Origin of the sequence: Cognatishimia sp. WU-CL00825, assembly GCF_040364665.1 — a bacterium.
Taxonomy (GTDB): domain Bacteria; phylum Pseudomonadota; class Alphaproteobacteria; order Rhodobacterales; family Rhodobacteraceae; genus Cognatishimia.
Genome location: NZ_BAABWX010000001.1, coordinates 1,230,299 through 1,255,593 on the forward strand (window position 1 = coordinate 1,230,299; position 25,295 = coordinate 1,255,593).

Below are 25,295 nucleotides of genomic sequence, written 5' to 3' on the forward strand. Positions count from 1 at the left end.
CCTGAAAACACTCTCCCAACCACAAACCCAATGCAGCCGGTTTCGAAGTCCTGAAAAATAAGCCATAAGCAGGGCAGAAATGATTCACTTCAAAAGGACATGATCCATGCATGACATCCGTGCGATCCGCGATAATCCGGCCGCCTTTGATGCCGCCCTCTCTCGCCGTGGCGATGCGCCAATGTCCTCCGCTCTATTAGAGGTCGATGCAGAGCGCCGGGCAAAGATCACCGCGTCGGAAACCGCCCAGTCTGACCAAAAGAAAGCCAGCAAACTGGTCGGTGCCGCCAAAGCCAAAGGCGATGATGCTGAATTTGAACGCCTGCGTGCCTTGGTTGGGCAAAAGAAGGAAGAAGTCGCCGCTATGCAGAACGAGGCAAAAGACCTTGATGCAAAGTTGACCGACATGCTGGCACGCATTCCAAACTTGCCGGCCCAAGACGTGCCTCAGGGGGCTGACGAAACTGAAAATGTCGAAATCAGCAAATGGGGCAAACCTGCGACGCTGGATTTTACCGCAAAAGAGCATTTTGAAATCGCTTCTGTTGCTGCGTCGATGAACTTTGACGTTGCTGCAAAAATATCTGGCGCGCGGTTTGTCATGCTCAAAGGGGCTGTCGCGCGGATCCATCGGGCCTTGTCGCAATTCATGTTGGACAAGCATGTTGATGAAAACGGGCTGACCGAAGTGAACACACCCGTGTTGGTGCGTGACCAAGCCATGTATGGCACGGATAAGTTGCCAAAATTCGCCGAAGACAGTTATCAAACCACCAATGGTTGGTGGCTCATTTCCACCTCGGAAATTCCGTTGACATATTCGGTGGCCGAAGAGGTCGTCGACGAAGACGCCCTGCCAATGCGTATGACTGCGCATTCGCTTTGCTTCCGCTCCGAAGCTGGCTCTGCCGGACGCGACACATCTGGCATGCTGCGTCAGCACCAGTTTGAAAAAGTCGAAATGGTTTCGATCACACATCCTGACAAATCCGACGAAGAGCAAAAGCGCATGCTTGGCTGCGCCGAAGGCATTCTGGAGGCACTTGGCATCCCATACCGCACCGTCATTCTGTGCACCGGCGACATGGGATTTGGCGCGCGCCGCACTTTTGATATCGAAGCATGGTTGCCGGGGCAAAATGCCTATCGGGAAATCAGTTCGGTCTCGACCACAGGCGATTTTCAGGCCCGCCGCATGAACGCGCGTTTCCGCCCCGCAGAGGGTGGCAAGCCAGAGTTTGTGCACACGTTGAATGGATCAGGGCTGGCTGTTGGCCGCTGCCTGATCGCAGTTCTGGAAAACGGCCAGCAAGCCGACGGTTCGGTGCAGCTGCCAGAGGTTCTTGCGCCATATTTAGGCGGAAAAACCACCTTACACACCGATGGCACTCTGGGCTAACCCTCAGCAGCCTTATCTACACAAACAAGAATGGGCGGCTCTGTCGCCCATTTGCGTCACAGCGCAGCAAAACCCACCATTTTCTGCTGCTCTTCGTCCCATAACTTCCATTTCAAACAGCCAAGCCCTTGTCGAAACGTGATTTTGTGGGACTGCAACAATCCGTCTCGTTCCAACGCAGCATAGGCGCGCTTTAAGTTGTAACTTGGGATATTGGGATTCAGATGGTGCAGATCGTGAAAACCGATATTGGCCGTGACCCAATGAAAAACATTTCCAAAATCCAGCACGGCAGACGCTCTCAGTGCCGCTGTTTGCGGATCAAGCTCTGGCCGTCGCCCCCAATGAATGGTTTCAAAGTTATGTTCGACATAGGGAATAAACGCGCCCATCGAGACACCGCAATAGATGGCCCCAAACAAAACGGCCAAACCTTGCCCGCCAAAGACCAAATAAACCACAGTCAAATAACCAACTACTAAAAGGTTGTGCAGAAACACATCCCACAAAAGGCCGGCTTTTATGGTGTTTTTTGGGAAACGATGCACAATGCCATAGACCAGAAATGGCCCAACAACCAACAGGGTCAAGGGACTGCGATATAGCCGGTAAAGGACCCGCTGCCTTGGGCTGGCATCACGAAACTCTTGCACCGTCATCACGTTGATTTCAAAGGTGTCACGCCGATCAAGATCCCCAACATGGCTATGATGCTGATTGTGATTGTAGCGCCCCATATAAAACGGTGTCAGCGTGAAGGGTGACAACAGAATTCCAATTGTGTCGTTCAACCATCTTGGCCTGATGAAACACCGGTGCATGCAATCATGCTGCAACATATAAAGACGCACCGCGGCCAAGCCACAAGCAGCCATCAGTGGCAAACACAACCAAATCTGATCAGCCAAAGCCACGGCTGACCACAGCAGTGAAACATAACAAACCAACGTCACAAGCAATTGAAAAATTGCGGCGCGCGCGCTCACCTTGCGATAGACCAGCGAAACTTTGAGAGCAGACATAATGCGTTCCTGAAAATAAAATCCAAAACCCAACTTTCTTTAACAAAAGTAAACAAACTCCTAATTTTGCCCCAAGAACAAAACACCCCGCGAAAACCGCGAGGTGTTTCGGTTGATCAATCGATCAACCAACTGCTGATACAAACCAACGAAGGGTAATAAGTGGCTTATTTCGGCAGAATATCAGCCTCAGTTGCGGCTTGCAGTTCCTCTGCTGAAATCTCACCATCAGCATCCGCATCAATTTGACCAAACAGGTCTTCGGTCAAACTCGGATAGGCCGCTGTCATTTCGACAAACGAATATGTGCCATTTTCATCGGCATCCACGACCATCACTTCGGCCAAGGCTGCGCTTGCAGTAACGCCGAATACCAGGGTCATAAGTGTTGCGATACGTGTCATATTTAGCTCCTTTTAAGATCGGCATGATTGCCGCCCCAAACGATTGATCCAGGATGAGCCGACAGACAACCTGCTCAAATCAAAAGCGAAAATCAGGCAAACAAGCGCGAGGCATCGGCTTAATATGGCTGAAAAAATCGGCCAATTTACGCCCGGGCGTTGCAACAAATTCCGCCGTTTGCGAAGTTCCGCGCGTCTCTGCGCGAAACAAGGCCCATGCCCTCAAAACCCAGAAATTGAGCGAATATTGTCTTAGTCAGATGCAACCAAATCGCAAAAAAAAGCCCCGCCAAAAGGCAGGGCTGTTTGATTACTTGTCGCGCAGGGCACGTGGCTTAAGGTGCTTTTTCAGCGATCCCGCGTTTTTCTTACGTGCACCTTTATAGGGGTTCTGATCCCCCTGTCCGCGCATATAAAGCCGGATCGGCGTACCAGGCATGTCAAAATCTTCACGCAGCCCATTCACCAAATAGCGCGAATAGCTTTCGGGCAATTTGTCTGGATGGCTACACATAACAACAAATCCAGGCGGACGGCTTTTGGCCTGGGTCATATAGCGCAACTTGATGCGTTTGCCTTGTGGCGCGGGCGGCGGATGCTGCTCGAGCATCCCAATCAGCCAACGGTTCAATTGCGCGGTGGTCACCCGGCGATTCCAGACCATATAGGCCTGAACAATGGCGTCATGCAGACGATCAAGCCCCCGGCCGGTCTTTGCCGATACAGTGACCAAGGGGGCCCCTCGCAACTGTGGCAGCAGACGCCCAAAGGACTCTTTCAGGTCACGCAGTTTTTGTTGTTTATCGCCTTCGATGTCCCATTTATTGACCGCGACTACCACGGCCCGACCTTCACGCTCTGCCAAATCAGCAATACGCAAATCCTGTTGTTCAAACGGAATTGCTGCATCCAGCAACACAACAACGATCTCGGCGAATTTCACGGCGCGCAGCCCATCAGAAACAGACAACTTTTCAACTTTGTCTTGGATCTTTGCCTTTTTCCGCATGCCCGCAGTGTCAAAGATCCGCACAGGAGTTTCGGACCAATCGATGCGCACCGAAATCGCGTCGCGGGTAATGCCAGCCTCTGGGCCCGTCAAAAGCCGCTCTTCGCCAATAATCTGGTTGATCAAAGTCGACTTGCCAGCATTTGGGCGTCCCACCACGGCAATCTGCAAAGGTTTCTCGCGGGATGGCATTTCAACAACAAACGCGTCGTCTTCGTTTTCGCCGTCAATGGTCACATCGACAGCAGGTGCATTGTCTTCAGAGGCTTTTGCGAATTTCTCATCAACGGGCATCAGATGGGTGTAAAGGTCATTCAAACCTTCGCCATGCTCCGCAGACAGTCGAATTGGTTCACCAAGCCCCAAGGAATAGGCGTCAATCACCCCTGCATCTGCGGCGGAACCTTCAGCCTTATTGGCGGCCAGGATCACATGCGCGGATTTCTTACGCAGAATTTCAGCAAACACCATATCGGCAGGGGTTACACCTGCGCGGGCATCGATCATAAACAGACAGACATCTGCCATTTCAACCGCACGTTCGGTCAAGCGACGCATACGGCCTTGCAGAGAATCATCTGTTGCTTCTTCCAGACCCGCTGAATCAATCACCGTAAACCGAATGTCTCCAACACGCCCCTCACCTTCGCGCAGGTCACGCGTCACACCGGGTTGATCATCAACCAGCGCAAGTTTTTTGCCTACCAATCGGTTAAACAGCGTGGATTTGCCCACATTGGGACGGCCCACGATTGCCAGTGTGAAACTCATATTGCTCTCCAGAGACTCTGAAGATCCGCCTTACAGCAAATTTTCCTTAACGGAAAGCGTGCAAAGCACCCTTTTTACCAACCACATACAGCGTGTTGCCCGCGACAACCGGATTAGAGGCAGCGCCCCCCGGAATTTCAACGGTGCGGATCAGATCGCCAGAAGCAGGATCAAAGCTGCGCAGCACGCCATCTGAGGATGCAACAATCAGCTGTCCGCCGGCCAAAACCGGCCCAAAATGCGCGTAGCGCTGCACCTGTTTACGTGGTTTCTGTTTGATGAAATCAGGCAGTCGTTTTGCCCAAATATGCGCCCCAGAATTTGCATCCAAACGCACCAATTGATTTTGCTCATTTACCAAATAGACAGAATCTCCAGCAGGCCAGACTGGGCTCAGTGCCCCTTCCTCCACTGTCCATTTGCGGGCACCGGTATCAAGGTCCAGTGCAACGAGTCGCCCAGAGTGATTGGCCACGTAAACGGTCTTGCCAACAATAACCGGGTCGCCCGCAATATCGCCTACAGTCGAGAGCGCGCGTCCAATACGTTTGCCTTGAATGCCCGCATCCCAGAACCGTAGGCCTCCCTTACGAAAGGCGGCCTGAATCTCGCCAGAGCCAAAGGCAAACAACACGAATTTATCAGAAACCGCAGGCGCTGAAGGCACCTGTAAATTGTTGATGTCAGGCGTCGACGACAATTGCCACTGGATGCGACCTGTGTTTGCGTCAAGCGCCCAGGCCAGATCATCACCGGAAACCACATAGACCAAGCCGCCATAGACAGTCGGGCTGCCATTGCCGACGCTGCCCAGCCTTTGTTCCCACAGCTCTTCACCGGTTGCCGGATCAAACGCCTTTAGACGGCCAAATCCTGTGGTGACAAAAAGCTTGCCTTCGCCAACCGCGATCCCCCCACCAGAGGCCTCGTTCGGACGGTCCCCCGAGGTGGTCATATCACGCGACCAAAGGGCTGTACCCGATGTCGATGTGGCGCTTAAAGTTGCCGTGGAATCAATAGTAAAGACACGGCCATCCGCGACAACCGGATCTGTCGAAATTCTTTGACGCCGCTTGTCACCCTCGCCGATAGAGGCGCTCCAAACCAGATTTGGGGTTGCGGACAACGCGGGATGGGCCGTGCGGAACTTCTGGGTGCCGTGACGATGGGTCCAATCAGAATTGGACACTTGCTTTGCCAAACGCACTGCGCGCGTTTCAGAGGGCAACTCAATTTGTGGCTCTGCACCGCGCAGCTCTTCACGCGCGCCTTGCAGAATAACATCCTGATCTGCGCAGCCTGCTAAAACCACCGCCGCAACTGCAGCCAAAATCCAATTTTGTTGTGACATGCCCTGCCCTCCGGTCGGTTGCGCTTATTGGGTTGCGCTCAGCGACGGCAATGTTTCAGGAACACCGCCCAACGCCACAATCAACTGTGTTGAGCGCTGACGCAAGCCCGATGACACGCCTGCATCAAGGATGATCGCCTGAAGGCGGGAAATCGCCGCGTCAGACTGCCCATCTGCAATCTCGGCCAGCGCCAATTGCTCAGACGCCAGCAACGCCAGCGGCAAACCCGGTTGGCTCATGGCTTCAAGTCGCGCGCGCCGTTCCTCTGCAGGGATACTCTCGGCCCCCAGCATAAGCGCTTTAAGCTCTGCAATAGACTTATAGATTAAGGCCGCATCAGGCGACGTGCTTAGAAAACCGTCAAGCGTTTGCGCGGCCTCTGCGTCACTGCCTGAACCTGCTTGTTCAGCACTGAGCAAAAACTGGCGGACAACGTCGGCCTGTGCCGAAGACAAAGTGGCATTTTGTAATGCGGTGACGCGCGCCGCCGCCTCGTTCTCACCCAAAGCTTCCAACAAGGCATCCCCTGTGGCTCGTGCCGCATTTACGGTCTGTGATTTCTGGTATTCGTTCCAGCTGGCCCCGCCAACGACCGCGACAACAGCAACCACGGCGATCCACCCATATTTGCGCATCGTCCCAAACAGTTTGTCGCGACGGACTTCTTCGGTGACCTCATCAATGAAACTGTCGGTATTGCTCACACCCAAACCCCCGGTTAATTCGCAACTCTCTTACCTTGTCCCTTGCAAAGTTCCAAGTCCACCAAGACAGCAATGATGCACTTGAATGTCATCAAAGAAGAATTTAAACTGAACTGGTCGGTTCAGAAAAATCATTTCAGCCTATTGTAATTGGGTTCTGGGCCTCTATTTCTTTTGGAAAACGCGCAAGAACGAAAGTCACCCAAGATGCGAATTGTCCCGTTAATTATTGCCGTAGTGGTTGCGGCCTTTATGTACCTCTTTATCATTGAACGTGACACGCTTTTGGCGTTCGCATCAACAGATGACGCTGTCGAAGAAACAACTGATGTCACAGCGGAAACCACACCAGAGATCACACAAACAGACGTTGTGCGGGTTGTTGCTGTTCATTCGGCAGCGCGCAACATCGACAGCGCAGTTGTCGTGCGTGGCGAAACAGAAGCCCAACGCCAAATTGACGTACTGGGTGAGACAACCGGTTTGGTCATTTCAGAACCACTGCGCAAAGGCAGCTTTGTCACCGCTGGGCAAGTAATGTGTGAAATCGATCCGGGCACCCGTGGGGCTGCATTGGCCGAAGCCAAAGCACGCCTTGCAGAGGCTCGCGCTGGCGTCCCCACCGCTGCGGCCCGCGTCGCCGAGGCAAACGCGCGGCTTGAAGAAGCCAAAATCAATGACAACGCCGCTTCAAAACTGTCCCAAGGTGGTTTTGCCTCTGACACGCGGGTTGCCGCCACTCAGGCTACAGTTCGCGCGGCCGAGGCCGGTGTTGCCTCCGCCACCTCTGGTCTGGAAAGCGCCCGAGCTGGCATTCAATCCGCCGAAGCGCGCGTCGCCGTTGCCCAAAAGGAAATTGACCGCCTGACAATATTTGCTCCGTTTTCCGGCTTGTTAGAAACCGACACCGCCGAGACCGGCAGCCTGTTGCAAACCCAGGGCCAGAATGGCGCGCATTGCGCAACAATCATTGAACTGGACCCGATCAAACTGGTTGGCTTTGTACCCGAAACCGAAGTGGGCCGTGTGCAAATTGGCGCGATGGCCGGAGCGCGTCTTGCCAGTGGACAAGAAGTGCGGGGCGACGTTACCTTTATTTCGCGCGCCGCTGATCCTGCGACACGCACATTTCGTGTCGAAATCGCCGTACCAAACCCAGAGCTGACCATTCGCGACGGGCAAACCGCCGAAATCATCATCGGGGCCGAAGGCAAAGCCGCACATCTTCTACCCCAATCAGCCCTCACGCTGAACGACCACGGTCAGCTTGGTGTGCGCATCGTTTCCGATGAAAACATGGCCGAATTTGTACCGGTTGTCGCCCTGCGCGACACGATTGATGGGGTTTGGCTTTCGGGTCTGCCCGACAAAGCAAATGTAATTATCATTGGTCAAGAATACGTCGTGTCCGGTGTACCAGTTGAAGCAAGCTATCAGGAGCATAACGAATGATTGGCGTGGTTGACTGGGCCGCCGAACGGGCCCGCATGGTACTTGCTTTTATCGTCTTATCGCTTGCGGTAGGCGGTTTTGCATACTGGAGCCTTCCCAAAGAAGGCGAACCAGACATTGAAATTCCTGCTCTCTTTGTGTCTGTACCCTTCCCCGGAATTTCGGCAGCTGACAGTGAAACGCTGCTTGTAAAACCGATGGAAACAGAGCTGTCAGATCTTGATGGCCTCAAAAAGCTCTCTTCAACCGCTGCCGAAGGCTATGCGGGTGTTGCGCTAGAATTCGAATTTGGTTGGGACAAGACCAAAATCATGGCGGATGTGCGCGACTCGATGAGCACAGCCGAGGCGCAATTCCCCGCAGGTGCCGACAAATATTCGATCAACGAGATTAACTTTTCCGAATTCCCGATCATCATCGTCAACCTGACGGGCCGTGTTCCCGAACGCACCATGTCCAAAGTGGCCGATGCGCTGCAAGACAAGCTTGAATCGCTTGACGCGGTGCTCGAAGCCGGGATTGCCGGCAAACGCGATGAGATGCTCGAAGTGCTCATCGACCCGCTGAGACTTGAATCTTATAATGTGACCGCCAGCGAATTGATCAACGTTGTGCGCAACAACAACCAATTGATTGCCGCCGGTGAAATCGAAACCGCGCAGGGTAAATTTGCTGTCAAAATCCCATCCAGCTTTGACGAAGCTCGTGATGTTTACACCCTGCCCGTCAAAATAAATGGCGACCGGATTGTCACCCTTGGCGACCTTGCTGAAATCAATCTGACTTTTGAAGATCGCACAGGCACCGCGCGGTTCAATGCCGTCAATACCGTTGCGTTGCAGGTGGTGAAGCGCAAAGGGTTTAACCTGATTGATACTGCGGAATTGATCCGTCAAACCGTGGACGAAGCTGCAGCAGATTGGCCACACGAGCTTAAGGCCGCCGTCGAAGTTGGCACTTCAAATGACCAAAGCCGGATTGTCGGTTCAATGGTTGGCCAGCTCGAAGGCTCGGTTTTGACGGCGATTGCCCTCGTGATGATCGTTGTTCTTGCGGCGCTTGGAACCCGTGCCGCGCTGTTGGTTGGCTTTGCGATCCCGACCTCTTTCTTGCTGTGCTTTGTGCTTTTGGCACTGATGGGCATCACCATTTCCAACATCGTTATGTTTGGTCTGATTTTGGCCGTTGGCATGTTGGTGGACGGTGCGATTGTTGTGGTTGAATACGCCGACAAGCGCATTAACGAAGGCGTTGGTCCGATGCACGCCTATGTCGAAGCCGCCAAACGCATGTTCTGGCCAATTGTGTCGTCAACGGCGACAACGCTTTGTGCCTTTTTGCCAATGCTGTTCTGGCCAGGTGTGCCCGGTCAGTTCATGGGCATGCTGCCCGTCACCTTGATCTTTGTTTTGTCGGCCTCTTTGGTTGTGGCCCTGATCTACTTGCCGGTTATGGGCGGTGTTTCTGGCCGTATGAGCCGCTTTTTCCACGAATCATCCGTCACCCTGCGCAAACGTACCCCTTGGCTTGTGCGCATCCTTTTGGTGCCACCCTCGCTCTTTGTAATATTCCTTGGGGCCATGCAGATCCTGAACCCCACCTTCCTGTTGGGCGCAGCGGGCGCAGAGGGCGGCGTATTCCCCTTCCTAGCTGGCTTTGTCGTGTTCCTGCTTGGAGCATTTGCAGCGTCGATCACAGTTGACGCCATCATGCTGACCCGCCGTCAAAAACGCATCAAGGTTGGCCGCGTGCTGTCACCTTTTGGTTGGTTTATCAAATTGATCGCTGGCAACCCGATCATGCCTTTGGTTTCGATCGCGGCTGTGGGTGGCTTTGTGGTCTCGGTCTTTATGTTCTTTGGCGCAAACAACAATGGCGTCGAATTTTTTGTTGAATCCGAACCTGAACAAGCCATTGTCTATGTTCTGGCAAAAGGCAATCTGTCGCTTGAACAAAAAGACGGCATCGTGTCTCAGGCCGAGGATCTGGTGCTGCAACATCCAGGCATCAAAACCGCGTTCTCTTTTGCGGGCGAAGGCGGCCTGAACAGCAACACCGGTGGCGCACAGCCGCCAAAAGACACCATCGGACAAATCCAACTGGAAACCATCCCATGGGAAGATCGGCCGGACGCAAGAGAACCGTGGTTTGATATACCCTTCACCGGCATCACCATCAATCGGGCCATCAAGGCCGCTGATTTTGATGGCGATTTGGTGATCGAAGAACTGACCGCCGAGCTCAAGAAAATTCCCGGCGCGCGCATTGAAATTCTGGCCGCAGATCGTGGGCCAGCTTCGGCCAAACCTGTGCACCTGCGCGTCAAAGGCGACAATTGGGACGACTTGATGACCTCGATCAAGATCGCCCGTGACAAATTTGACGACACCGCTGGTCTGACCCTGATCGAAGACACACGCCCCCTGCCGGGCATCGACTGGCAAATCGACGTCGACGTGCAAAAGGCTGGGCGCTATGGCGCTGACGTCGCCACTGTTGGTGCGATGGTCCAATTGGTGACACGCGGCATTTTGCTAGACACCATGCGCGTTGACAGCTCTGATGAAGAGATCGACATTCGCGTGCGTCTACCTGAAAAAGATCGCGTGCTGTCCACCTTGGACACTCTGAAAGTGCGCACCCCCGATGGGCTTGTGCCGCTGTCAAACTTCATCACCCGCAAACCGGTGCCAAAACTGGCCGAAATCAACCGCGTTGACCAGACACGCATCTTTGATGTGAAGGCGGGTGTGCAGCCGGGAATTGAAATTCTTCAGTTGGTTCCGCTGGACGAAGAAGGAACGGCGCTAGAAACGGGAATTCTAGATGTTGGATTTGGCTATCAGCTAACTCAAGAACAAATCGAAGACGGAGAACCGAGCAACGTCAACCTCACAATTCACCGAAATTGGTTTTTTGAATGGATGTTTGGTAAAGAAATTCGCCAGTTCAACGTACCGGACGTCGCTTCAGCAATTTCAATTCAACAAGTAAACGAACAGCTAGAACAAGGGAATGCAACTGTTAAGTTGGTTCCAATGAGCCCCGCTGAACGTATTGCAAACATAACTTCGTGGCTCCAAGAAACCAAACCCTTCCCTACTGGCATAGAATGGGAATGGACCGGCGACCAAGAAGACGAAGCCGAAAGCCAAGCGTTCTTGGCCAATGCTTTCCTTGGCGCTTTGGGTCTGATGTTCATCATTCTGCTGGCCCAGTTCAACAGTTTCTACAACTCTGTTCTGGTTCTTCTCGCGGTGATCCTGTCCACAGCGGGCGTGTTGATCGGCATGCTGGTCATGGACCAAGCCTTCTCGATTATCATGACAGGCACAGGCATTGTGGCTCTGGCAGGGATTGTGGTGAACAACAACATTGTTCTGATCGACACCTACCAGGAATACAGTCAATTCATGCCGCGAATCGAGGCGATTGTACGCACGGCCCAAGACCGTCTGCGCCCGGTTTTGTTGACCACCATCACCACAATGGCAGGTCTTGCCCCAATGATGTTTGGCCTTAGTCTTGATTTCATTGGTGGCGGCTATTCCATCGACAGCCCAACGGCCCTGTGGTGGAAGCAACTGGCAACCGCCGTGGTCTTTGGCCTTGGCATCGCCACTGTGCTGACCTTGGTCTTCACCCCGTCAATGCTGGCGCTGCGTGTTTGGTTCACCACTTATGTGTCCTGGGGCTTCCGCCTGATCGCCCGCCTCACCCGTGGCCGTGGCAGCCGCGCGGCGCGCGACTGGGCTTTGCGCCGTGCTGCCAAGCAAATCCGCGCACCAGAGATCCTTTGGGACGACGGTGCCCCTGCGGTGGACAATGTGACGGATGACGCGACCAAGCTGCAGGCAGCCGAGTGATTTGGGTGACCTGCGGTGAATACAATTTCTGAAGTCAGGTTTTTTCTGACGGAATATCTTCAGACCTGTAAAACAATGAATGCGGACCAAGTGTCCGCATTCTGGCATTTTCCATGTGAAATATCGGTTTTTGGCAAATCTCGCATTTGCCAAAACCAAACCGAGCTTGCAGCGGCAATTCTGCAATCACAATCGCTCTATGACGCCTATGACATCGCGGCGCTTCGCAAGAATGTTTGCTTTGTGCACGTACCAGACGACGGCGAAGCTCTGGTCTGCACCCAGGACAAGGCCCTCGACGCTAACGACGAAGTCATGGGGCAATGGTCCTGCACATATCTCATGCAAAAACAGCAGGATAACTGCTGGGGCCTGTGCAAACTAAAGATAACCACAGACGATCCAGCAGTGCTCGATCAGGACGTGCCCAATCAGGCGGCTTCGCTGCTTTCACTCAGCTGACGATGCCACAGATGCGCATAACGGCCTTCCCGCTCCAGCAGATCGGCATGTGTGCCTTCTTCGACAATTAGCCCCTGCTCTAACACCACAATCCGGTCGGCTTCAGCGATGGTGGACAGGCGGTGGGCAATTGTAATCACCGTGCGGCCCTTGCCTGCATGCGCCAGCGCATCTTTGATGGATTGCTCCGTTTCGGTATCCAGCGCAGATGTCGCCTCATCCAACAACAGCAACGGCGGGTCCTTAAGCAAGGTCCGCGCGATGCCTACGCGCTGCTTTTCGCCACCCGACAGCTTCAAGCCACGTTCGCCAACAGCGGTTTCATAGCCCTCTGGAAGCGAGGCAATAAAGTCGTGGATCTGTGCCGCCTGCGCGGCCGCAATGATATCGGCTTCGGTCGCGCCATCGCGCCCATAAGCGATGTTATAGCGGATGGTGTCATTGAACAGCACCGTGTCCTGGGGCACCACACCAATGGCGTCATGCAGGCTTTGTTGGGTCACGTCGCGCACGTCCTGACCGTCAATCCGCAATCCGCCCGAATGCACGTCATAAAACCGAAACAACAACCGACCAATGGTCGATTTACCAGAGCCAGAAGCCCCGACAATCGCAACATTTTGCCCTGCCCCAACCGTCAGGCTCACGCCCTTCAGGATTGGCCGTGCCTCATCATAGCCAAAGACAACATCGTCCAGTTCAATTTTGCCGCCATCCACCTTCAAAGGCTTGGCGTCCGACAGGTCCTGAACCTCCGCAGGTTGTTCCAGCAAATCAAACATCTCACCCATATCCACCAGGCTCTGGCGGATCTCGCGATAGACTGTGCCCAAAAAGTTCAGCGGCATGGTGATCTGGATCATATAGGCGTTTACCATCACAAAATCGCCCACCGTCAACGAGCCATTTTCGACCCCCATTGCCGCCATCACCATAACCACAACCAAACCGCCAGTGATCAGGAACGACTGGCCAACATTCAGCGCCGCAAGGCTATAGGCGGTTTTGATCGCTGCAGATTCATATCCCTTCATGGATTGATCATAACGCTGCGCCTCGCGCCGTTCTGCACCAAAGTACTTAACGGTTTCAAAGTTCAGCAGACTGTCGATGGCCTTTTGATTGGCATCGGTGTCCTGATCATTCATGATCCGGCGCAATTTCACGCGCCATTCCGTGACTTTGAACGTAAAGGTCACATAGGCAGCAATTGTCACAACAATCACTGTCAAATACCACACATCCAAAGTGTAATACAAAATGGCTGCGATCAAAATCAGCTCAAGGATCAGCGGCCCAATGGAAAACAACATAAAGCGCAGCAGAAACTCAACGCCTTTGACCCCGCGCTCAATGATCCGGCTCAGACCACCGGTCTTGCGGGTGATATGATAACGCATTGATAATCGGTGAATATGTTCAAAGGTTTCCAGAGCCAGCCGCCGCAAAGCCCGTTGGCCGACACGGGCAAAAACCGCATCTCGCAGGTTCTGAAACGCCACAGCCATCAACCGCGCTAGCCCATAAGCAACCGTCAGGCCAACCGCGCCCAGCATCAAGGTTGACGCGCCTTCCAGCGCCAAGGTATCAACCGCACCTTTATAGATTTGTGGCACATAAACCGCGATGGCTTTAGAGGCGATAAGTGCCGACATCGCCAGCACCACCCGCTGCTTTACCCACAGTTGGTCCTTTGGCCATAAATAGGGTGCAACCCGGCGAATAATCTGCCAACCAGAGCGATCTTTTGCCCGTGCCAACTCCTCATCAGATGCCGTGCGCCATTTTTGCATGATCCGCCCCCATTTTCGCTGCCCAGCTCAATGACTTAAGCCCCCAAGCCCCAAAAGACCAGCCCAAGGCCCATTCACCTTTGAATAAATACTCGCGGGGGTGAATTGGCCCTTGGGCCAAGCGGGGGCAGACCGCCCCCGTCGACGTGCCAATGTTCAAAGCGTTTACTCAGGAACCGTGAACACCTGCCCCGGATAAATCAGATCCGGATTGCGAATACGATCTTTGTTGGCTTCAAACACTTTGATGTATTGAATGCCATCGCCATAGTTATCCCGTGCAATCGCCCAAAGCGTGTTGCCCGGTTGAACCGTGACGGCCAGCACGCGCTTTTGCGCAACCTCAATTGCTGCGGTCTGCAATTCTTCGCGCGGTTCGCGCTTAAACGGGGTTTCCACCCGCGACACCACGGTGCCTGCGTCAGAAATCTGATCCACCCGCAGCGTATACACACCTGTGTCCACGTCTGGCAGTTCAGCTTGCCAACTGCCGTTGTCGGCAACCGGCACCACAAGACGCTGCTGATTGTTCAGATAGACCCGCACAAAACCCTGTTGGGTGGCCCGCCCTGACAATTGCACCGCCCCGTCAGCTGCATAGCTGATCGCGTCCAGTGCAATTGTGTTCAAAACCTCTTCAGAGGTATCTGGCTGTGGCGCTTGCAACAGCCGTGCGCCATCATTGTCATTCACGATCACAGTCGGCACTGCAGGTCGAGCCGGCTCAAGCACTGAGGGCTGATCCACCGCGCCAGCCGCGTCAACAGAAGCAATCTCAAGCGCGCCAGTGCTTTCGCTGTCTTCTGCAACTTCAGCATTGGCAACCGCAGCGGGCTTTGCTGTCACTGGCTGAGTGTCCGCATCCGGCGTCACAGCGGCGACAGTATCTGCACCTGTATCAGCCGGGGCCTCCCCCGCAACAGGCATCGTTTTTTCCCCAGGCGCTACCGCCGCTTCTGTGGTCTTGGTCACAGACCCAGAAGCTGTCTCTGATTGGGGTGCCAATCCGGCCAGCTCTGTTGCTTCTGGAACCGTCGGAGCAGCAACCACCTTTGGCGTCGGCGCGACAATCACTGTAGCATCAGACTGCTGTTCTTGCCCATCAACGTTTTGGGACAAGCTCAATACCTGCGCATCATCGCTGGGTTGCAACGTCACAAAGCTCGTAAAACTGCCATCTTGCCCGGCAGTCACTTCTGCCACTTTCGCACCATCAACCACAATCGACACTGTCGCGCCTTCAGCAGCTGACCCGGCAATCAGCGCGCTGCCATCGGTTTCAACCCGAACAACATCAAAGGCAGGCACCGTGGTTCCCACACTCTCTGAATTCTCGGCCTTTTTTGCGGTCTCAGCGTTCTCTGGCGTCGCACCAGAAGGTGCCGCTGCAGGCAAAGCGGTATCAGCAGCCGCTGCTTCTGGCTTTTCCGCGGGTTGTGACGCTGGTTTTTTGATTTCAGCTGCAGGCGCCGCGGCGATCTCAATCCCGGCTTTCTCAGCCTTAACTGCGGCGGATTTTGGCGTTGTTCCAGCGGTATCAACCGCCTCTGGCGCAAACACCCCCCCAACATAAAGCCCAATTCCTATGGCCACAATGGCTGCGGCCCCGATCGCAGCGGCGCTAGACGTCGCTGCTGATGCAATTTTACTCATTGCTGCCCTTTCCCCAGATATTGGCAGTCGTCTCGGTTGAGCGACACTATCAACTTGGGTAAGTGTGGTCAAAAGAGCATTCAAAACATTGGAATATTCTATGGCCAAGACGTCAATTTGTGTCTTTTGCGGATCACGTTCCGGGATTGACCCCGCATACGAAACAGCCGCCACACAGTTGGGCAAAGCAATCGTTGCCGAAAACTGGCGTCTGGTTTACGGCGCGGGGGACGTTGGGTTGATGGGCGCGACGGCCCGCGCGACACAGGATGCTGGCGGTGAAACCTTTGGTGTGATCCCAACCCACCTGCTAAAACGTGAGGTCGGTAAAACTGACCTCACGCAATTTGTGGTCACCGAAAACATGCACGAGCGCAAGAAAGTCATGTTCATGAACAGCAACGCTATTGTTGTCCTGCCAGGCGGCGCTGGCTCACTTGACGAATTCTTCGAGATCCTGACCTGGCGCCAATTGGGCCTGCATGAAAACCCGATAATTCTGTGTAACATCAATCAATATTGGCAGCCGTTGATTGATCTGGTTGATCATGTGGTCGCGCAAGGGTTTGCTGACCCGTCACTCAAAGGCTACTTTCAGGTGTGTGAAACCATTGCCGAAACCACTCAAGCTTTGAAAACCAAGTTTTCTTAAGCACGTACTGCAAACAAATAAGGCCCCAGGAAATCCCGAGGCCTTTTTTTCAGATACACGGAAATCTTTAGCAGATCACAGACGACCCGCGACGTTTTCCCAGTCCACCAGGTTGTCCAAAAAGTTGGACAGGTAGACAGGACGTTTGTTGCGGAAGTCGATGTAATAAGAATGCTCCCAAACATCACAACCCAAAAGCGCCGTTTGACCAAAGCACAATGGGTTCACACCGTTTTCAGTTTTGGTAACAGCCAAAGATCCGTCAGCATTCTTTACCAACCAAGCCCAGCCAGACCCAAATTGGCCTGCACCCGCGGCAGAGAACTGTTTTTTGAAATCGTCAACGGAGCCAAAGCTCTCAACAATCGCTTTTTCCAGCTCGCCTGGCATAGCTGTCTTGTTGGGGCCCATCATTTCCCAGAATTGGTTGTGGTTCCAAAGCTGAGAGATGTTGTTGAAAATACCGTTTTGCGCAACAGATGTCGCGTTATAGGTGCCAACAATGATCTCTTCGAGGGTCTTACCCTCCCACTCGGTGCCAGCAATCGCAGCATTGCCGTTTGTGACATAGGCATTGTGGTGCAGGTCGTGGTGGAATTCCAGCGTTTCAGCTGACATGCCGTGCGCTGCCAATGCATCGTGGGCGTAAGGAAGATCAGGAAGTTCAAAAGCCATGGTGGCCTCCTCATAAGTTCGTGCGGTCTCTCTGGATCACAGATGTGAGTTTTTGGCGCAAAAGGTCAAGGGCAAAGCGCATTCCGCCCTGCCCTGACCTTGATAAAAACCCGGTTGCGACGTCAAATTAGCCTTTCAAGACCGCGCAACGCCCTTTGCCCTGAAAAGTATTGCGATAGCCACGAGGCTCGATCATCACATTGGCTTTCTGGGTTTTCTTCACGATAACCACGCGGTAATCCATCGAAACATTCTGGTTTGTAGAGCTTTTCATACGCTCTATTGACCAGCCAACAGAAACGCTTTTCTCGGTATGGCGGCGGATCTTTGCTTTGCGCCAACCGTTCTTGTCAGCACCTTGTTTGCGGCCATCACGAATAGCCGCGCTGTTGTTTTCAGCATCAACTTTGATGAAAAACACATCCGGAACCCAATTGCCGGTACCAGCGCCCGAGAAATCACATTTGTAAGTGTCTGCAGCTGAAGCAACAGAGCCAAGACCGGCCATAAAAACGGCTGCGAGAACCAAAGACTTCATAAAACTAACCTTTGCTTAATTGACTTTTTCCATAAAAGCTTGGGCTGCATAGCGCGCAGCGACAGCGCTCCTTTGCGCTACCGCTAAAATAATTCTCACCCAGAGTCTATACACGCTGTGATAGAAAGTCAGCCGATCAAGCGTTCTGGCTGCAATCCACCTGCTGTTTGGCTCAATGTATCAAACGCATATGTGCCAAATGACGGAAAACACACCAGATTTGCGGTATCATCCGCCACAAACCAGACCGCTGCAGCGATCTGCGCCAAACGTGATCGCCGATAGTCCCCGACCGCAAAACTCTCTGGCGCAAAATCGACCGGCATCAGTTTGGCCAATACTTCTCGCACGCGTTCGCCAGTCAAACGCAACTGAACCCGCGCATCCGAAACGTCTTCCACCAACGCATGTTGCCCCTCCAAAGAGGCGCGCAGTTTCGCCACCAGGTCAGCGACAGCCGCATGTTTGACAAACAACAGCAGCTCATCAGGCGACATCCAGGCAATTTGCCCAGCGTCACAGTTGATCACCTTGCGAATACCAGGAATTTCAGCCCCAAAAACCGACTGAATGGCCGCAATCATCTGTGATGAAGCCAGATCGCCGCGCAGCGTTATCATACCCGTCACTGGCATCTCGGTGACATTCACGGTTCCCTTAAAGGACTTTAGCTCAGACATTTTGCTTTTCCCCATCCTTGTCAAAGAAAACCGGATCTACGATGCGTGCTTGCGTGACCGTGCCGTCCACATGCGGAATATCCAACACGTCACCCATGCGATCTGGCCCATGTAAAACAAGACCCATCGCAATGCCGCGATCCATTGTTGGTGAATAATATGTCGAGGTCACCCGCCCCTGAACATTGCGTTGCCCATTTGCATTATTGCCCGAAGCAGTCACATAGGCCCCATCCGGCAATACAGTTTTATCAAGGGTCTCAAGCCCCACCAGCTTCCAACGCTCAGCACTTGCCATGGCAGGTCGCTCTTGCGCACGCTTGCCCAGAAAATCCAGTTTCTTCTTAGATATGGCCCATTGCATGTTCAAATCTTGCGGAATGACGGTGCCGTCAGTCTCGTCACCAATCATGATAAAGCCTTTTTCAGCCCGCATCACGTGCAGCGCCTCGGTGCCATAGGGCATGACGTCAAATTCAGCCCCGGCCTCCAAAAGTGCCAGCCAAAAGGCCATGCCTTGCCCCGCAGGAACCGCAATTTCATAAGACAGCTCACCAGAAAATGAAATTCGGTATGCGCGAACGTCAAAACCACCCAGCTGACCATCTTGCCATTGCATAAAAGGCAATGCCTCTGCCGACACATCCATGCCGCCCAGTTTCTCAAGCACCTTACGTGCTTTTGGCCCCACAACCGCGATCTGGGCAAATTGTTCCGTGACATTGGCCACATAGACCTGCATGTCCCACCACTCGCATTGCAACCAGTCTTCCATCCAGCCATGAATGCGCTCTGCGCCGCCAGTCGTTGTATGGCACAGGAATGTCTCATCATCGATTCGCGCCACAACGCCATCATCGATCAAAAACCCGTTTTCATTACACATCAACCCATAGCGGCATTTGCCAGGCTTCAGCGTGCTCATCATATTGGTGTAAAGCAGATCCAGGAATTTCCCGGCATCCGGGCCTTTGACAATCAACTTGCCAAGGGTGGACGCATCCAACAGGCCTACCCCATTGCGGGTCTGCAGAATCTCGCGTTTCACCGCATCCGCGTGGCTCTCTTGGCCGCGTGGAAAGCAATAGGGCCGACGCCATTGCCCTACTGGTTCAAAATACGCCCCTTGGGTTTCGTGCCAATCATGGATCACCGTGCGCCGAATAGGTTGGAAAATCGCGTCACGCGCTTCGCCAGCAATAGAGCCCATGGAAATCGGCGTGTAAGGCGGGCGGAACGTGGTTGTACCCACCGCGGGAATTGGCGCATTCAATTGACCCGCCAAGGTGGCAAGTCCGTTGATATTGCTGAGCTTTCCCTGATCAGTTGCCATGCCAAGCGTGGTATAACGCTTGGTGTGTTCAACGCTTTCATAGCCCTCTTGTGCCGCCAGCCGCACATCAGAGACTTTGACGTCATTTTGATAATCCAACCAGGATTTTGCGCGCAGCTTAGGCCCAGCCCCCTGCGGCATCAGCCAAACTGGCTCAAGCGCCGCTTCGCCGGGTTCATCGACCTCAGGCGCAGCAACACCAGCGGCGTCTTTGCCGACCGCCTGCGCCACCGAAAGACCAGTGTTTGTGGCGTCCTGCAAAACATCTTGCAAAGATACCATGCCATTTGCGCTGCCCGCTGGCGACACAAAACCAACACCCTCTTGGTTGGTTGGCGGCCGTGTCGCATCCGGTCGGAAGGCGGCCTGATCGTCATCCCAATTTAATTTACCACCGCAATGGGACCAAAGATGTACCACCGGCGACCAACCGCCCGACATGGCAACCGCATCACAGGCGATGTCTTCCATCGCTGCGCCCTCACCCGCTTGCAAACAGATCGAAACCCCAGTGACGCGCTTGCCACCTTTGACCTTGGCGATGGCCTTGCCATTTTCAACCCGAATGCCCAGGTCGCGCGCAGCATCTGCCAAAGCCCCGCCGCCGCCACTGCGCGCATCCAAAATCACCGGCACATCCAGCCCCGCCTGTTTGATTGCAATCGCGGTGCGATACGCATCGTCGTTATTGGTGACAACAACGGTGCGATCTCCGGTAGAGACCCCAAAATCCATCACATAATCACGCATCGCGCCCGCCAGCATAACGCCGGGGATATCATTGCCAGCAAACGACAAAGGGCGTTCGATCGCGCCGGTGGCCGTGATAATTTGCCCGGCACGAATACGCCATAGACGGTGTCGCGGCCCGGAGAGTTGTGGCGCATGATCTTTCAGACGCTCATAGCCCAAAACATAGCCATGGTCATACACCCCTGCCCCCATTGTGCGACTGCGCAGGGTCACGTTTTTCAGGGCTTTCAATTCATTCAGCAAAGAGCTGATGAAATCAGCAACCGGCTGGCCGTCAATGGTTTCGCCACCCGCGGCGGCATCCACAGCAGAGCGGCCACCCCAATGCGCGGTCTGTTCCAGCACCAGAACTTTGGCCCCGCCCAGTGCTGCGGCCTTGGCCGCCTGCAAACCCGCAATGCCGCCCCCCACAACAACCACATCGACAAAGGCATAAAAATGCTCATAGGTGTCCGCGTCTTTGGTTTTTGGGGCTTTGCCCAAGCCAGCTGATTGCCGCACAATCGGTTCAAACACATGCTTCCAGGCCGCACGCGGATGGATAAAGGTCTTGTAGTAAAACCCGGCGGGCAGAAACCGCGCAACCGCGTTGTTTAAGACACCAATGTCATACTCAAGGCTTGGCCAATGGTTCTGGCTTTCACAGCTGAGACCAGCAAAAAGTTCTGTGGTTGTGGTGCGCTGGTTGGGTTCAAACTGCCCGTCGCGGCCCATATTGACCAAGGCATTTGGTTCTTCGGCACCGCTGGCAACAATCCCCCGTGGCCGGTGGTATTTAAACGACCGTCCCACCATCATTTGATCATTGGCCAGTAAAGCCGAGGCAAGGGTGTCGCCTTCAAAGCCCTTTAGGCGTTTGCCGTTAAAAGAAAACTCAACGGATTTACCGCGGTTGATCAGGCGTCCGCCTGTGGCAAGTCTGGTGCTCATAGAATGTGACCCTGCGCGCGTTGAACTGCCGGAGCCTCCGGCGGGAGTATTTTTGGAAAGATGAAGATCATGCGGCGCTCCACACCCAATCCGGGCGTTTGGCGCGAATGGCGTCCTGAATGAATTTTGGTGGCTCAAGGGTTTGCGCACTATAGGTGCCAAAAACCTCTAGTGTCATGGTGCAGCGCGCCGCGTGAAAATACTTGCCGCAGCCATTGGCGTGACGCCAGCGTTCCAGATGCACACCCTTTGGGTTCTTGCGCATAAAGAGATAGCTCTCAAAATCCGCATCTTCAGACCCCGGTCCAAAGCGTTTCAGATGGGCTTCGCCCTCGGCGTGAAACTCGGTTTCTTCCGCAGAGACATGACAACAGGGACAGGTGAGTATCAGCATTGCAATTCTCCTAGTGTGCGACGCCAGCGGCGACGCTTTCGTCAATAAAGCGGCCTTCGATAAAGCGCTCCATGCCAAATTCTGCAGACAGTGGTCCGGGTTCACCCTTGGCGATCAATTCAGCGGTGGCCCAACCGCCACCGGGAATGGCCTTAAAGCCGCCAGTGCCCCAGCCCGCGTTGATAAAGCAATTGCCCAGTGGGGTTTTGCCAATCACTGGGCTGCGATCACCGGTGACATCCACAATTCCGCCCCATTGGCGCAGCATTTTCAGGCGCGACAGCATCGGGAAAGTTTCCACCAACGCGCGCACGGTTTCTTCGACATGGTGGAAAGAGCCGCGCTGGGTATAGTTGTTAAACCCATCGGTACCGCCACCAATCACCATTTCACCTTTGTCAGACTGGCTGAGGTAGCCGTGGACCGTATTGGCCATCACCACTACATCCATGCAGGGTTTGATAGGTTCAGACACCAAAGCTTGCAACGCCACGCTTTCCAGCGGCAGTCGGAACCCCGACATTTCAGCCAAGGCTCCGGAATTCCCGGCCACAACAAGACCAAGCTTGTCGCAATCGATCGCGCCTTTGCTGGTATCAACGCCCTGCACTTTGCCATTGGCACTGCGCACGCCAACAACTTCGCATTGCTGGATAATATCCATGCCCATATCAGAACAGGCCCGCGCATAACCCCAGGCCACAGCATCATGGCGCGCCGTACCACCACGCGCCTGCCACAGCGCCCCAAGAACCGGATAACGTGGACCAGATATGTTCATGATCGGACAGAGTTCTTTCACCCGCTGGGGGGAAATGAATTCGGTGGTCACGCCCTGCAAAGCATTGGCATGTGCTGTGCGCTGATATCCACGTACCTCATGCTCGGTCTGCGCCATCATCATCACACCACGGGGTGAAAACATGATGTTATAATTCAGATCCTGGCTGAGGTTTTCATAGAGCGAACGGGCTTTTTCATACAGCGCGGCCGAACTGTCCTGCAAATAGTTGCTGCGGATAATGGTGGTGTTCCGGCCTGTATTGCCGCCACCCAGCCAACCCTTTTCAAGAATGGCAACGTTGGTGATGCCGAAATTCTTGCCCAAATAATAGGCCGTCGCCAAGCCATGGCCCCCAGCTCCGACAATGATCACATCGTATTTCTTTTGGGGCTGTGGCGAACGCCAGGCGCGTTCCCAGCCGGTGTGATACCGGGCGGCTTCGCGCGCGATGGCAAAAACGGAATAGCGTTTCATCGTGAGTTTTCCATATTGGCAACGTGATTGGCAACCTGTTCATCTTATCGTCCACAATGACAGGTCTCAGCCCGAATTAAACCGCCGGTTTGCGGCTCAGTTGCGACATGGTAGTCACAAAAACGTTTCGCCCTTTCTTGCCCGCTCTGGTCGGGCTACATGAGGGAGAGAAAAACTGGGAAAAACTCTATGCTGTTCTGGGTCATTGCCACAACTATTGCTCTAATTGTCGGTGCCTTTCTGGGTTTTGCGCTGCTGCGTGGGCGCAGCCAGCAAGACACTGCTGACGCTTCTGACCTGCGGGTGTATCGCGACCAATTGAAAGATGTGGACAAAGATCTGGCGCGCGGCGTGATCGCCGAAGCTGACGCAGAACGCATTCGCACCGAGATTTCCCGCCGCATTTTGGCGGCTGACGCAAAGGGCCAGGAAACATCAATGGGTGGTGGGCAGCCCAAGGGACTTGGCAAAATAGCCGCTGTGCTCAGCGCCGCCTTTCTGATTGCAGGTACGCTTGGTCTTTACAGCTCTATCGGGGCACCGGGTTACAACGACCAGCCCCTGATGGCGCGCATCGAATATGCCAGAGATCATCTGGCAAACCGCCTGTCTCAGGCTGACTTTGAAGCCCAGCTGTCCCCGCAACCCGCAATCGCAGTAGACCCGGATTTTCTAGATCTAATCAAAGAGTTGCGCGTGAAGGTTAAAGAAAATCCAACCGAAAAACGGGGCCTGGATCTTTTGGCAAGAAACGAAGCCACCTTGGGCAACTTCACCGCGGCCTATCAAGCGCAACAACAGCTGATAGACCTGTTGGGGTCCGAGGCCAGCAGCCAAGATTACACCCAGTTGGCAGACCTGATGGCGCGCGCCGCACGCGGCTATATTTCCCCCGAAGCCGACATGGCCCTGCGCGAAGCTTTGGTGCGTGACCCCAGCAATGGTTTTGCACGCTATTACACGGGCTTGATGATGTCGCAAAACGGCCGACCCGATCTGACGTTCCGCGCTTGGCGCACGCTTTTGGCCGAAGGGCCGGAAAACGCACCGTGGATTGCCCCCATTCGCGCCCGCATCGAAGATCTGGCATGGATTGCCGGGGTGAAATACACCCCTCCAGCCCCCAACGGTCCTGGTGCTGCTGATCTGCAAGCCGCCCAAGACATGAGCGACGAGGACCGCGCCGCGATGGTGCAGTCTATGGTCGATGGTCTGGCGGAACGTTTGGCAGAAGACGGCGGTACAGCCGCAGAGTGGGCACAGCTGATCACCGCTTTTGGCGTCATGGGAGAGCAAGACCGCGCCCAGGAAACCGCTGATGCCGCCAAAGGGAAATTTGCCGACGACCCCGAAGGGCTACGGCTCATTCAAACCGCCGCTCAAGAAGCAGGCCTTTCCGAATGACCAGCCAAATCCTAGACAGCCTTGAGGAAAACCCAACGGTATTTCCCCAAATGCAAGCCTTGATGGGCTTGGACCTTGGCACCAAAACCATTGGCGTCGCGGTGTCTGATGGTTTTCAGTCGGTAGCCACCCCGCTTGAAACAGTGAAACGCAAGAAATTTGGCCTGGATGCGGCCCGCTTGATCGAATTGATCCAAGCCCGCAACATCGCCGGAATTGTCTTGGGTCTGCCGCTGAATATGGATGGTTCCGAAGGCCCCCGCGTCCAATCCACGCGCGCCTTTGCCCGCAATTTCGCGAAGCTTTCCCCGCTGCCAATCCTGTTCTGGGACGAGCGCCTGTCCACAGTTGCCGCCGAACGCGCGCTTCTCGAAGCAGATGCCTCACGCAAACGCCGATCAGAAGTGATTGACCACGTGGCCGCGGCCTATATTCTGCAAGGCGCGTTAGACCGGCTTGGCCACCTGCGCCGCAACGCCTGATAAGGCACAAAGTATCTGGGTAAAGCATGTCAAAAGAACAAAAAGACAAGGTTTGGAAACGCGACGAAATCAACTCTCCCTGTATTCAGGTCTGCGTTGTGCACCCGGTCGAACGGATCTGCACCGGTTGCTACCGCACAATCGACGAAATCGCGCAATGGTCCAAACTCAGCCCAGAAGAACGCGCCGACATTACAAGTGACCTAGGGGCGCGTGCCAGCCGTCTTAAGGTGCGCCGGGGCGGTCGGGGTGGCCGCGCTGCGCGGCGGGCCAAATAGGACTCCTTCTGACAGAAGAAGCCCCTAATTT

Annotated in this window: 21 protein-coding genes; 8 read left to right on the forward strand and 13 right to left on the reverse strand. The window is 54.3% G+C overall.

From position 1 onward, the window contains the following. The first annotated feature begins 106 nt into the window (after positions 1-106). Positions 107-1,399 (forward strand): serine--tRNA ligase, encoded by a 1,293-nt coding sequence (gene serS / locus ABXG94_RS06120; RefSeq protein WP_353532931.1) that lies wholly within the window; start codon positions 107-109, stop codon positions 1,397-1,399. A gap of 56 nt (positions 1,400-1,455) precedes the next feature. On the opposite strand, the gene ABXG94_RS06125 is transcribed toward serS, so the two are convergent. The 5 genes from ABXG94_RS06125 to ABXG94_RS06145 all read right to left on the reverse strand — a co-directional run bounded on the left by ABXG94_RS06125 (position 1,456) and on the right by ABXG94_RS06145 (position 6,661). Further along, positions 1,456-2,421, reverse strand: coding sequence for a fatty acid desaturase (locus ABXG94_RS06125; RefSeq protein ID WP_353532932.1), 966 nt, complete (start codon positions 2,419-2,421; stop codon positions 1,456-1,458). A 167-nt stretch (positions 2,422-2,588) separates the two neighbouring features. Further along, the gene (locus tag ABXG94_RS06130) at positions 2,589-2,825 is read right to left on the reverse strand and encodes an EF-hand domain-containing protein (RefSeq protein ID WP_353532933.1); all 237 of its coding nucleotides are present in this window, start codon (positions 2,823-2,825) and stop codon (positions 2,589-2,591) included. Positions 2,826-3,135: 310 nt separating this feature from the next. Next, positions 3,136-4,605 (reverse strand): ribosome biogenesis GTPase Der, encoded by a 1,470-nt coding sequence (gene der, locus ABXG94_RS06135; protein WP_353532934.1) that lies wholly within the window; start codon positions 4,603-4,605, stop codon positions 3,136-3,138. 46 nt (positions 4,606-4,651) lie between these two features. Continuing rightward, positions 4,652-5,956: a PQQ-like beta-propeller repeat protein gene (locus ABXG94_RS06140; protein ID WP_353532935.1), complete on the reverse strand. Its 1,305-nt coding sequence runs from the start codon at positions 5,954-5,956 to the stop codon at positions 4,652-4,654. A 24-nt stretch (positions 5,957-5,980) separates the two neighbouring features. Further along, a complete protein-coding gene (locus ABXG94_RS06145) occupies positions 5,981-6,661 on the reverse strand; it encodes a tetratricopeptide repeat protein (protein WP_353532936.1) in 681 nt (226 codons plus the stop codon). 207 nt (positions 6,662-6,868) lie between these two features. On the opposite strand from ABXG94_RS06145, the gene ABXG94_RS06150 reads away from it, so the two are divergent. Genes ABXG94_RS06150 through ABXG94_RS06160 form a run of 3 tightly spaced genes read left to right on the forward strand, consistent with a single transcriptional unit; the run spans position 6,869 to position 12,441 of the window. Next, on the forward strand, positions 6,869-8,113 hold the full coding sequence (locus ABXG94_RS06150) for an efflux RND transporter periplasmic adaptor subunit (protein ID WP_353532937.1): 1,245 nt from the start codon (positions 6,869-6,871) through the stop codon (positions 8,111-8,113). After that, positions 8,110-11,979: an efflux RND transporter permease subunit gene (locus tag ABXG94_RS06155; protein WP_353532938.1), complete on the forward strand. Its 3,870-nt coding sequence runs from the start codon at positions 8,110-8,112 to the stop codon at positions 11,977-11,979. Before ABXG94_RS06150 ends, ABXG94_RS06155 begins: the two co-directional genes overlap by 4 nt. Before the next feature lie 15 nt (positions 11,980-11,994). Further along, the gene (locus ABXG94_RS06160) at positions 11,995-12,441 is read left to right on the forward strand and encodes a DUF6841 family protein (RefSeq protein WP_353532939.1); all 447 of its coding nucleotides are present in this window, start codon (positions 11,995-11,997) and stop codon (positions 12,439-12,441) included. Here ABXG94_RS06160 and ABXG94_RS06165 read toward each other — a convergent pair. Further along, positions 12,411-14,234, reverse strand: coding sequence for an ABCB family ABC transporter ATP-binding protein/permease (locus ABXG94_RS06165; RefSeq protein WP_353532940.1), 1,824 nt, complete (start codon positions 14,232-14,234; stop codon positions 12,411-12,413). The genes ABXG94_RS06160 and ABXG94_RS06165 overlap by 31 nt on opposite strands. 165 nt (positions 14,235-14,399) lie before the next feature. Further along, complete coding sequence (locus tag ABXG94_RS06170; RefSeq protein WP_353532941.1) at positions 14,400-15,887, reverse strand: LysM peptidoglycan-binding domain-containing protein; 1,488 nt, start codon at positions 15,885-15,887, stop codon at positions 14,400-14,402. Positions 15,888-15,987: 100 nt separating this feature from the next. Between ABXG94_RS06170 and ABXG94_RS06175 the strand changes: the two genes are divergently transcribed. Continuing rightward, the gene (locus tag ABXG94_RS06175; RefSeq protein WP_353532942.1) at positions 15,988-16,539 is read left to right on the forward strand and encodes an LOG family protein; all 552 of its coding nucleotides are present in this window, start codon (positions 15,988-15,990) and stop codon (positions 16,537-16,539) included. Positions 16,540-16,614: 75 nt separating this feature from the next. Here the strand turns inward: ABXG94_RS06175 and ABXG94_RS06180 are convergent, their stop codons facing one another. The 6 genes from ABXG94_RS06180 to ABXG94_RS06205 all read right to left on the reverse strand — a co-directional run bounded on the left by ABXG94_RS06180 (position 16,615) and on the right by ABXG94_RS06205 (position 23,100). Beyond that, positions 16,615-17,214, reverse strand: a complete 600-nt coding sequence (locus ABXG94_RS06180; protein WP_353532943.1) for a superoxide dismutase — start codon at positions 17,212-17,214, stop codon at positions 16,615-16,617. Between the two features lie 127 nt (positions 17,215-17,341). Next, the gene (locus tag ABXG94_RS06185) at positions 17,342-17,752 is read right to left on the reverse strand and encodes a hypothetical protein (RefSeq protein ID WP_353532944.1); all 411 of its coding nucleotides are present in this window, start codon (positions 17,750-17,752) and stop codon (positions 17,342-17,344) included. A 128-nt stretch (positions 17,753-17,880) separates the two neighbouring features. After that, positions 17,881-18,432 carry a sarcosine oxidase subunit gamma gene (locus ABXG94_RS06190; protein WP_353532945.1) on the reverse strand — a complete coding sequence of 184 codons (552 nt, stop codon included), beginning with the start codon at positions 18,430-18,432 and terminating at the stop codon, positions 17,881-17,883. Further along, positions 18,425-21,448, reverse strand: coding sequence for a sarcosine oxidase subunit alpha family protein (locus ABXG94_RS06195; protein WP_353532947.1), 3,024 nt, complete (start codon positions 21,446-21,448; stop codon positions 18,425-18,427). Before ABXG94_RS06195 ends, ABXG94_RS06190 begins: the two co-directional genes overlap by 8 nt. A 67-nt stretch (positions 21,449-21,515) precedes the next feature. After that, positions 21,516-21,842, reverse strand: a complete 327-nt coding sequence (locus ABXG94_RS06200; RefSeq protein WP_353532948.1) for a sarcosine oxidase subunit delta — start codon at positions 21,840-21,842, stop codon at positions 21,516-21,518. Between the two features lie 10 nt (positions 21,843-21,852). Next, the gene (locus ABXG94_RS06205; protein WP_353532950.1) at positions 21,853-23,100 is read right to left on the reverse strand and encodes a sarcosine oxidase subunit beta family protein; all 1,248 of its coding nucleotides are present in this window, start codon (positions 23,098-23,100) and stop codon (positions 21,853-21,855) included. A gap of 189 nt (positions 23,101-23,289) precedes the next feature. Between ABXG94_RS06205 and ccmI the strand changes: the two genes are divergently transcribed. From ccmI to ABXG94_RS06220, 3 genes are read left to right on the forward strand one after another with little or no spacing between them, the layout of a single operon-like run. Beyond that, positions 23,290-24,504 carry a c-type cytochrome biogenesis protein CcmI gene (gene ccmI, locus ABXG94_RS06210; RefSeq protein ID WP_353532951.1) on the forward strand — a complete coding sequence of 405 codons (1,215 nt, stop codon included), beginning with the start codon at positions 23,290-23,292 and terminating at the stop codon, positions 24,502-24,504. Further along, positions 24,501-24,986 (forward strand): Holliday junction resolvase RuvX, encoded by a 486-nt coding sequence (gene ruvX, locus ABXG94_RS06215; RefSeq protein ID WP_353532952.1) that lies wholly within the window; start codon positions 24,501-24,503, stop codon positions 24,984-24,986. The genes ccmI and ruvX overlap by 4 nt, the downstream gene beginning before the upstream one ends. A 26-nt stretch (positions 24,987-25,012) precedes the next feature. Beyond that, on the forward strand, positions 25,013-25,264 hold the full coding sequence (locus ABXG94_RS06220) for a DUF1289 domain-containing protein (RefSeq protein WP_353532953.1): 252 nt from the start codon (positions 25,013-25,015) through the stop codon (positions 25,262-25,264). Positions 25,265-25,295 lie beyond the last annotated feature (31 nt).

Bases quoted from the DNA above. Each gene is read 5' to 3' on its own strand.
- ABXG94_RS06150 (WP_353532937.1), top strand. From the start codon at position 6,869: ATGCGAATTGTCCCGTTAATTATTGCCGTAGTGGTTGCGGCCTTTATG.
- ABXG94_RS06195 (WP_353532947.1), bottom strand. From the start codon at position 21,448: ATGAGCACCAGACTTGCCACAGGCGGACGCCTGATCAACCGCGGTAAA.
- ABXG94_RS06140 (WP_353532935.1), bottom strand. From the start codon at position 5,956: ATGTCACAACAAAATTGGATTTTGGCTGCAGTTGCGGCGGTGGTTTTA.
- ABXG94_RS06175 (WP_353532942.1), top strand. From the start codon at position 15,988: ATGGCCAAGACGTCAATTTGTGTCTTTTGCGGATCACGTTCCGGGATT.
- ABXG94_RS06190 (WP_353532945.1), bottom strand. From the start codon at position 18,432: ATGTCTGAGCTAAAGTCCTTTAAGGGAACCGTGAATGTCACCGAGATG.
- ruvX (WP_353532952.1), top strand. From the start codon at position 24,501: ATGACCAGCCAAATCCTAGACAGCCTTGAGGAAAACCCAACGGTATTT.
- ABXG94_RS06165 (WP_353532940.1), bottom strand. From the start codon at position 14,234: ATGCAAAAATGGCGCACGGCATCTGATGAGGAGTTGGCACGGGCAAAA.
- ccmI (WP_353532951.1), top strand. From the start codon at position 23,290: ATGCTGTTCTGGGTCATTGCCACAACTATTGCTCTAATTGTCGGTGCC.
- serS (WP_353532931.1), top strand. From the start codon at position 107: ATGCATGACATCCGTGCGATCCGCGATAATCCGGCCGCCTTTGATGCC.
- ABXG94_RS06130 (WP_353532933.1), bottom strand. From the start codon at position 2,825: ATGACACGTATCGCAACACTTATGACCCTGGTATTCGGCGTTACTGCA.
- ABXG94_RS06180 (WP_353532943.1), bottom strand. From the start codon at position 17,214: ATGGCTTTTGAACTTCCTGATCTTCCTTACGCCCACGATGCATTGGCA.
- ABXG94_RS06185 (WP_353532944.1), bottom strand. From the start codon at position 17,752: ATGAAGTCTTTGGTTCTCGCAGCCGTTTTTATGGCCGGTCTTGGCTCT.
- ABXG94_RS06200 (WP_353532948.1), bottom strand. From the start codon at position 21,842: ATGCTGATACTCACCTGTCCCTGTTGTCATGTCTCTGCGGAAGAAACC.
- ABXG94_RS06205 (WP_353532950.1), bottom strand. From the start codon at position 23,100: ATGAAACGCTATTCCGTTTTTGCCATCGCGCGCGAAGCCGCCCGGTAT.
- ABXG94_RS06220 (WP_353532953.1), top strand. From the start codon at position 25,013: ATGTCAAAAGAACAAAAAGACAAGGTTTGGAAACGCGACGAAATCAAC.
- ABXG94_RS06155 (WP_353532938.1), top strand. From the start codon at position 8,110: ATGATTGGCGTGGTTGACTGGGCCGCCGAACGGGCCCGCATGGTACTT.
- der (WP_353532934.1), bottom strand. From the start codon at position 4,605: ATGAGTTTCACACTGGCAATCGTGGGCCGTCCCAATGTGGGCAAATCC.
- ABXG94_RS06170 (WP_353532941.1), bottom strand. From the start codon at position 15,887: ATGAGTAAAATTGCATCAGCAGCGACGTCTAGCGCCGCTGCGATCGGG.
- ABXG94_RS06125 (WP_353532932.1), bottom strand. From the start codon at position 2,421: ATGTCTGCTCTCAAAGTTTCGCTGGTCTATCGCAAGGTGAGCGCGCGC.